Origin of the sequence: Nocardioides sp. ChNu-99 (genome assembly GCF_029493445.1) — a bacterium.
Classification (GTDB): domain Bacteria; phylum Actinomycetota; class Actinomycetes; order Propionibacteriales; family Nocardioidaceae; genus Nocardioides.
In genome coordinates this window covers 20,111-28,294 of the sequence record NZ_JAHWBL010000044.1, presented here as the reverse complement: position 1 = coordinate 28,294, position 8,184 = coordinate 20,111, and the positions used below count along the sequence as shown (strand labels likewise).

The following is an 8,184-nucleotide window of genomic DNA, read 5'->3' as shown; positions in this document are numbered from 1 at the left end:
GGTCACCCTCTCAGGCCGGCTACCCGTCGAAGCCTTGGTGAGCCACTACCTCACCAACAAGCTGATAGGCCGCGAGCACATCCCCCACCGCTGAAACACTTTCCACACGACCTCATGCGAGACCATGTCATATCAGGTATTAGCCGCAGCTTCCCGCGGTTATCCCTGAGTGAGGGGCAGATTACTCACGTGTTACTCACCCGTTCGCCGCTCGAGTACCACCGAAGTGGCCTTTCCGCTCGACTTGCATGTGTTAAGCACGCCGCCAGCGTTCGTCCTGAGCCAGGATCAAACTCTCCATCGAAAACAAAAACCCCAACCAACCCTTCCGGGCCAGCCGAGTTTCAACAATGAAGCCTTCATCCCAGACAGAAAACAAACCCCGACATCTTACGACATCGAAAATCCGTCTCCACCAAAGAAACATCAACCCACCAGAGACCCAGCCCCCGAAGGAACCAGCCACCAGCGAGCCGACGAGGCAAAAACAAACAAACTAATCCGTCGACTTATATGACACACTGTTGAGTTCTCAAGAATCACACGCGCACCGCTTGACCGGTATCTCTCCGGCCCCTCGGGGCAACCTGCAGAAACTTACCGGTTCGCATCCGGCCTGTCAAGCAGGCCTTCTCCGTCCCGATCGGCTTCACGGCGCACCGCTGCTCAGGTCTTCCGACCCGTTTCAGTGGGAGCCGCTCGGCGCGACAGGAAGAACATTAGCAGGATGGGAACGGAGTGCAAATCCGAGCCGTCCGGGACGCATAACCGCAGGTCAGCGGGTTACCTGCGCCGCTTCACCGCCGGGCGGTACGGGCTGACGGTCGGATCCCCCGTCAGCCAGAACCGCCACGGGCGCTCCGCCTCGCGGCTCACCCCCACGCGGGGACCGCTCGAGACGAGTTCCGGCCCGGGCGTGTCGCCCGCCCGCTCGAGGCGCAGCTCCCCCGCCGGGTCGAGGAGGGGCACGCCGTACTGGTTCGCATCGACCCCCAGCGCCTTGGTGAGCCGGGCCGGGCCGCGGGCGAGGTCGCGCGGCGGCGCACCCGGGCGGCGGGCCCGGGCCACCTCGGTGCCGGCGACGACCTCACCGGCCCGCAGCAGCACACCGGACGCGGTGCCCTCGTCCCCCGTCACCACGTTGAGGCAGTAGTGCATCCCGTAGGTGAAGTACACGTACGCGTGCCCCCGCGGGCCGAACATCGCCGCGTTGCGCGCCGTCCTCCCCCGCCACGCGTGCGACGCGGGGTCGCGCTCCCCGTCGTACGCCTCCACCTCCGTGAGCCGCAGCCGCACCTCCCCGTGCACGACGTGGAGGCCCAGCAACGACGGAGCGACCTCCTCGACCGGTCCGCCCAGGAGGTGGTGGAGGTCGGGGAGGTCGCTCATCGGGGGTCCTTCCTCAGGCCAGGCGCTCGCGCAGCGCCGCGGCGCGCGCCCGCAGGTCGTCGAGCTGCTCGCGGACGCGGACCGGCGCCGTACCCCCGACACCGTCGCGGGAGGCGACGGACCCCTCGACGGTGAGCACCGCGCGTACCCCGGGGGTCAGGGCCGGGTGGATGTCGCGCAGCTCCTCGTCGGTGAGGTCCGGGAGGTCGCTGCCCGCGGCCTCGCAACGACGCACGCACTCCCCCGCCACCTCGTGCGCCACGCGGAAGGGGACGCCCTCCCGCACCAGCCACTCGGCGACGTCGGTCGCGAGCGAGAACCCCTGGGGCGCGAGCTCGGCCATCCGGTCGGTGTCGAACGCCAGTGTCGCCACCATCCCCGTGAACGCCGGGAGCAGGACCTCGAGGGTGTCGACGGTGTCGAAGACCGGCTCCTTGTCCTCCTGCAGGTCGCGGTTGTACGCCAGTGGCAGCGCCTTGAGCGTGGCGAGCAGTCCGGCGAGGTCGCCGATGAGACGACCGGCCTTGCCCCGCGCGAGCTCGGCGATGTCGGGGTTCTTCTTCTGCGGCATGATGCTCGACCCGGTCGACCAGGAGTCGTGCAGCCACACGAAGCGGAACTCGGCCGTCGACCAGAGGATGACCTCCTCGGCGATCCGGCTGACGTCGACCCCCACCATCGCCCCGACGAAGGCGAGCTCGGCGACGAAGTCGCGCGAGGCCGTGCCGTCGATCGAGTTGGCGCTCGAGCCCGTGAACCCCAGCTCCCGCGCCACCCCGTGCGGGTCGAGGCCGAGGCTGGAGCCCGCGAGGGCCCCCGCGCCGTACGGCGAGTCCCCCGCCACCCGGGCGTCCCAGTCCGCGAGGCGGTCGACGTCGCGCAGCAGCGCCCAGGCGTGCGCGAGCAGGTGGTGGCTCAGCAGCACCGGCTGGGCGTGCTGCAGGTGCGTGCGCCCGGGCATGACCGCGCCCAGGTGCTGCTCCGCCTGCCCGGCCAGCGCGTCGACGAGGGCGAGCACCTGCCCGGCCACCACCCGGGCGTGGTCGCGCAGGAACATCTTGAACAGGGTCGCGATCTGGTCGTTGCGCGAGCGGCCGGCGCGCAGGCGACCGCCGACGTCCGGGCCGACCTCGTCGAGCAGCAGGCGCTCGAGGGCACCGTGCACGTCCTCGTCGTCGGGCCCGGGGTGAAGCTCGCCCGCGGCGTACCGCTCCCCCAGCACGTCGAGACCGCGCAGCAGCTCCGCGTGGTCGGCGTCGGTGAGCAGCCCCGCGCGGTGCAACGCCCCCGCGTGGGCCCGCGACCCCGCGAGGTCGTACGGCGTGAGCCGCCAGTCGAAGTGCGTCGAGCGCGACAGCGCCTCGAGCTCGGGGCTCGGACCACCGGCGAACCGGCCGCCCCAGAGCTTGCCGGTGTTGGTCCCGGTGCGGGTCGACTCCTGCTCGTCACTCATCAGTCGGTCCCGAACTCCATGGCGGCGGCGTCGAGCGCCTCGCCCTCGGCGCCCTCGAGCGCGGCGTTCTCGGCGATGCGGTCGGCGCCGCCCGTCTCGATCTCGCCGAACAGGGTGCCGTTCTCGACGAGCACCTGGCCCTGGTCGAGCGGCTGCGCGGCGTAGGCCTCGAGCTTGGAGCGCGAGTCGGCGATGTCGAGGTTGCGCATCGTGAGCTGGCCGATGCGGTCGTTGGGGCCGAACGCGGCGTTCTCCGTGCGCTCCATCGAGAGCTTGTCCGGGTGGTAGGAGAACGCGGGGCCGTCGGTGCGCAGGATCGTGTAGTCCTCGCCGCGGCGCAGGCGCAGCGTCACCTCGCCGGTGACGAGCGAGGCGATCCAGCGCTGGATGGACTCGCGGATCATCAGGGCCTGGGGGTCGAGCCAGCGGCCCTCGTAGAGCAGCCGGCCGAGGCGGCGCCCCTCGACGTGGTAGCTCGCCACGGTGTCCTCGTTGTGGATGGCGTTGAGCAGGCGCTCGTAGGCGATCCACAGCAGGGCGAGCGCCGGCGCCTCGTAGATGCCGCGCGACTTGGCCTCGATGATGCGGTTCTCGATCTGGTCGGACATGCCCAGGCCGTGGCGACCGCCGATGAGGTTGGCCTCGTGGACGAGGGCGACCGGGTCGTCGTACCGGCGGCCGTCGATCGCGACCGGGCGCCCGGCCTCGAACGTGATGGTCACGTCCTCGGTCGGGACCTCGACGCTCGGGTCCCAGAACTTCACGCCCATGATCGGCTCGACCGTCTCGAGCGAGACGTCCAGGTGCTCGAGCGTCTTCGCCTCGTGGGTGGCGCCCCAGATGTTGGCGTCGGTGGAGTAGGCCTTCTCCTTGCTGTCGCGGTAGGGCAGGTCCCGCTCGGTGAGCCACTGGCTCATCTCGGTGCGCCCCCCGAGCTCGCTCACGAAGTCGGCGTCCAGCCACGGCTTGTAGATCCGGAGGTCCGGGTTCGCCAGCAGGCCGTAGCGGTAGAACCGCTCGATGTCGTTGCCCTTGAAAGTGGAGCCGTCGCCCCAGATGTCGACGCCGTCCTCGTGCATGGCGCGCACCAGCAGCGTGCCGGTGACGGCGCGGCCCAGCGGCGTGGTGTTGAAGTAGGCGCGGCCCGCGGAGCGGATGTGGAAGGCGCCGCACGCCAGGGCCGCGAGACCCTCCTCCACCAGCTGCGTCTTGCAGTCGACGAGGCGGGACAGCTCCGCGCCGTACGCCAGGGCGCGGCCGGGCACGCCCGCGATGTCGGGCTCGTCGTACTGGCCGATGTCGGCGGTGTAGGTGCAGGGCACTGCACCCTTCTCCCGCATCCAGGCGACGGCGACGGAGGTGTCCAGGCCACCGGAGAAGGCGATGCCGACGCGCTCGCCGGCGGGCAGGGAGGTCAGGACCTTGCTCACGTGTGATGTCTTCCTTCGTCTCGCGGGGGCTGCGGGTCCGCAGCCGGGTCGGGGGGTACGGCGCGGGGGCGCCGCCGTCGTGGTGGGGGGTGGGGGGGTCGTGCACGTGCGGGGTGGAGCGCGCTAGGTGCCCGGTTGGCCGTCGGCCAGGGCGGTGAACCGCCGGGCGAGCTCCTCGCCGCCCGCGGGGTCGCGGCCGATGACGAGCACCGTGTCGTCGCCCGCGATGGTGCCGAGGACGTCGCCGAGGTCGGCCTTGTCGAAGGCGTTCGCCAGGTACTGCGCCGCGCCGGGGGGCGTGCGCAGCACCACGAGGTTGCCCGCCGCCTCGGCGCTGACGAGGAGCTCGCCGCACAGCCGCGCCAGCCGGGAGGCGCCCGACTGCGACTCGCGCAGGTGCGTCGGCGTGCGGTCGCCACCCTCGGCCGGCACCGCGTAGACCATCGCGCCCGAGCGGGCCCGCACCTTGGTGGCGTCGAGCTCGACGAGGTCGCGCGACAGCGTCGCCTGGGTGACGTGCACCCCGCGGGCCGCGAGCAGCTCGGCCAGCTCGGTCTGCGAGCGCACCTCGTGCTGCTCCAGCAGGTCCGTGATCCGCTGCTGCCGGGCGTTCTTCGTCAGCGGCGTCAGGGCGGACTCGCTCATGCTCACCTCCTCGTCGGTCTGGTCGGGTGCGTCGTCGTGCAGGTGGCTCGGGCGCCCGTCAGGCGCCCACGGGACCGGCGAGGCCGGCGGCGGCGATGACGTCGTCGACGGCCGAGGTCTCCTCGGCGGGCAGCTGGCCGGAGCGGGCCAGGAGGAACGCGAGGACGGCCTTCTGCGCGTGACGCCGGTTCTCCGCCTCGTCCCACACCAGCGAGCGCGGGCCGTCGATCACCTCCGCGGCGATCTCCTTGCCCCGGTACGCCGGCAGGCAGTGCAGCACGTGCGCGTCGGGCCCGGCCTGCGCGAGGGCCGCGGCGTCGAGCGCGTAGGCGCCGAAGACGCGCGTGCGCTCCTCCGCCTGCTCCTCGCGGCCCATCGAGATCCAGGTGTCGGTGACCACGACGTCGGCGTCGGCCAGGGCCTCCGCGGGATCGGTGGTCGCGGCGACGGACCCGCCGGTCGTCGCGCCGATGGCCGCCGCCCGGTCGAGCACGTCCGCGGTGGGCAGGTAGCCCTCCGGCGCCGCGACCCGGACGTGCATGCCGGCCGTCGCGCCGCCCAGCAGCCAGGACGCCGCCACGTTGCAGGCCCCGTCGCCGAGGAACGCGACGCGCATCCCGGGCAGCGGGCCCCGGGCCTCGGCCAGCGTCTGGAGGTCGGCCAGCAGCTGGCAGGGGTGGAAGTCGTCGGTGAGGGCGTTGACGACGGGCACCTGCGACCAGGCGGCCATCTCCTCGAGGAGGCTCTGCTCGTAGGTGCGCCACACCACCGCGCTGGCCTGGCGGTCGAGCACCCGCGCGACGTCGGCGACGGACTCCCGCACGCCGATCCCGGCGAGGGCACCGTCGACGAGGAGGGGGTGGCCGCCCAGCTCGGCGATGCCCGCGGCGAAGGACGACTGCGTGCGCAGCGTCTGCTTGTCGAAGATCATCGCGACGGTGCGCGGCCCGGCGAGGGGCTTGTGGGCGTACGGCGCCTGCTTGTACGCCGCGGCGAGCGCCAGCACCTGGGCCTGCTCGACCGGCGAGAGGTCGTCGTCGCGCAGCAGGTGGCGCACCGGCGTACCCGTGCTCACGCGGCACCTCCCCCGGCAGCGGCGGACGCGGCGTCGAGGATGCCGGACCACGCACCGGCGAGGGCGTCGAGGTCGGCGTCGGCGAGCACGAGCGGCGGGACGAAGCGCATGCGTGCGGGGCCCGTCGCGTTGAGGATGAACCCCGCGTCCTGGGCGGCCGCCACCGCCTCGGCGGCCACCGGCGCGGACAGGTCGATGCCGACCATCAGGCCCGCGCCGCGCACCTCGACGACACGGTCGTCGGCGGCCAGCAGCGCGCGCAGGCGCGCACCGGCCGTGCGGGAGCGCTCGAGCAGCCCCTCGGACTCGATCGTGTCGAGCACGGCGAGACCCGCGGCCGCGGCCAGCGGGTTGCCGCCGAACGTGGTGCCGTGGTTGCCCGGGTCGAACAGCTTCCCGGACCCGCCGGTCGCGATGCAGGCACCGATCGGCACGCCGCCGGCGAGGCCCTTGGCGAGGGTCACGATGTCGGGGACCACGTCGCCCGCCACCAGGGCCGGGTTGCGGTGCGCGAACCACGTGCCGGTGCGCCCGATGCCCGTCTGCACCTCGTCGAGCCAGAGCAGGGCGCCGGCGGCACGGGCGACCTCCTGGGCGCGCACGAGGTAGTCGGCCGGGGGCACGACGACCCCGGCCTCGCCCTGCACGGGCTCCACCAGCACGGCGGCCACGGTGTCGTCGACAGCGGCCGCGAGGGCGTCGGCGTCGCCGTACGGCACGAAGGTCACGTCGCCCGGCAGGGGCTCGAAGGGCGTGCGGTAGGCCTCCTTGGCCGTGAGGGCGAGCGCGCCCATCGTGCGGCCGTGGAACCCGCCTTCCGCGACGACCACCCGCGTCCGCCCGGTACGGCGGGTCAGCTTGAGCGCGGCCTCGTTGGCCTCCGTGCCGGAGTTCGCGAAGAAGACCCGGCCGTCGGTGCCCAGCAGCTCGAGCAGGCGCTCGGCGAGGCGGACCTGCGGCGGCGTCGCGAAGAAGTTCGACACGTGCGCCAGCGTCGCGACCTGGTCGCTGACCGCGGCGACGAGGGCCGGGTGGGCGTGTCCCAGGGTGTTGACGGCGATACCGGCGAGGAAGTCGACGTGCTCCCGACCGTCGGCGTCCCACACGCGGGCGCCGCTGCCGCGGACCAGCGTGGTCCTCGGCGGGCCGAAGGTGTTCATCAGGGCGCCGGCGTAGCGCTCCTGCCAGGCGCCCGCTCCGGGGGCCGGGGTGTCCTGCGGGGCGCTCACGCCTGCTCCTTCTGCTGCGGGGGCACCTTGGCGGTGCGGATCTTGGTGGGCACGCCGGGGAGCACCTGGGTGCCGATGCCCTCGTCGGTGAAGAGCTCGAGGAGCACGGCGTGGGGCTCGCGGCCGTCGACGACGGTGGCCCGCGGCACGCCCTCCTGCACGGCGCGCAGGCAGGCGCCCATCTTCGGCACCATGCCGCTGGCCAGCGACGGCATCATCTCGGCCAGCGCCTCGGGGCTGATCTCGCCGACGAGGTCGGGACTGTTCGGCCAGTCACGGTAGAGCCCCTCGACGTCGGTGAGCACGAGCAGCTTCTCGGCGCCGAGCGCGACGGCCAGCGCGGCCGCGGCCGTGTCCGCGTTGACGTTGTGCACGACGCCGTCCTCGGTGGGCGCGACGCTCGAGATGACGGGCACGCGGCCGGCCTCGACGATGTCGAGCACGGCCTCGGGGCGCACGTGGGAGACCTCCCCCACGAGCCCCAGGTCGACCTCCTCGCCGTCGACGACGGTGGTGGCCGGGACGGCCGTGAAGAGGCCGGCGTCCTCGCCCGAGAGCCCGACGGCGATCGGGCCGTGGGTGTTGAGCAGGCCGACCAGCTCGCGCTGGACCTTGCCGACGAGCACCATGCGGACCACGTCCATCGCCTCCGGCGTCGTGACGCGCAGGCCGCCGCGGAACTCGGACTCGATGTCGAGCCGGCCGAGCATCTCGCTGATCTGGGGGCCGCCGCCGTGGACCACGACGGGCTTGAACCCCGCGTAGCGCAGGAAGGCGACGTCCTCCGCGAACGCCGCCTTGAGGGCGTCGTCGGTCATGGCGTTGCCGCCGTACTTGATGACGACGATCTTGCCGTTGTAGGCCTTCAGCCACGGCAGTGCCGCCGCGAAGGTCGCCGCCTTGGCGGTGTCGACCTTCGGCTTGTAGTGGATCTCCTCGACCACGTGGTCCTCCTGGGGCTCG

General features: G+C 72.6%; 7 protein-coding genes and 1 rRNA gene. All 8 read right to left on the bottom strand.

The window, feature by feature from the left end:
* Positions 1–304, bottom strand: a 16S ribosomal RNA gene (locus KK617_RS13930); the annotation flags it as partial.
* 479 nt (positions 305–783) lie between these two features.
* Positions 784–1,389, bottom strand: coding sequence for a DNA-3-methyladenine glycosylase (locus KK617_RS13925; protein WP_277500680.1), 606 nt, complete (start codon positions 1,387–1,389; stop codon positions 784–786).
* 13 nt (positions 1,390–1,402) lie between these two features.
* A complete protein-coding gene (argH, locus tag KK617_RS13920) occupies positions 1,403–2,842 on the bottom strand; it encodes an argininosuccinate lyase (RefSeq protein WP_277500679.1) in 1,440 nt (479 codons plus the stop codon).
* Positions 2,842–4,272, bottom strand: coding sequence for an argininosuccinate synthase (gene argG, locus KK617_RS13915; protein WP_277500678.1), 1,431 nt, complete (start codon positions 4,270–4,272; stop codon positions 2,842–2,844). Before argG ends, argH begins: the two co-directional genes overlap by 1 nt.
* 123 nt (positions 4,273–4,395) lie before the next feature.
* Entirely contained in the window at positions 4,396–4,917 is a 522-nt protein-coding gene (locus KK617_RS13910; protein ID WP_277500677.1) for an arginine repressor, read from the bottom strand.
* 58 nt (positions 4,918–4,975) lie between these two features.
* Positions 4,976–5,992 (bottom strand): ornithine carbamoyltransferase, encoded by a 1,017-nt coding sequence (argF, locus tag KK617_RS13905; protein WP_277500676.1) that lies wholly within the window; start codon positions 5,990–5,992, stop codon positions 4,976–4,978.
* Positions 5,989–7,221 (bottom strand): acetylornithine transaminase, encoded by a 1,233-nt coding sequence (locus KK617_RS13900; protein WP_277500675.1) that lies wholly within the window; start codon positions 7,219–7,221, stop codon positions 5,989–5,991. The genes argF and KK617_RS13900 overlap by 4 nt, the downstream gene beginning before the upstream one ends.
* Positions 7,218–8,153 (bottom strand): acetylglutamate kinase, encoded by a 936-nt coding sequence (gene argB, locus KK617_RS13895; protein ID WP_277500682.1) that lies wholly within the window; start codon positions 8,151–8,153, stop codon positions 7,218–7,220. The genes KK617_RS13900 and argB overlap by 4 nt, the downstream gene beginning before the upstream one ends.
* Positions 8,154–8,184: the final 31 nt, after the last annotated feature.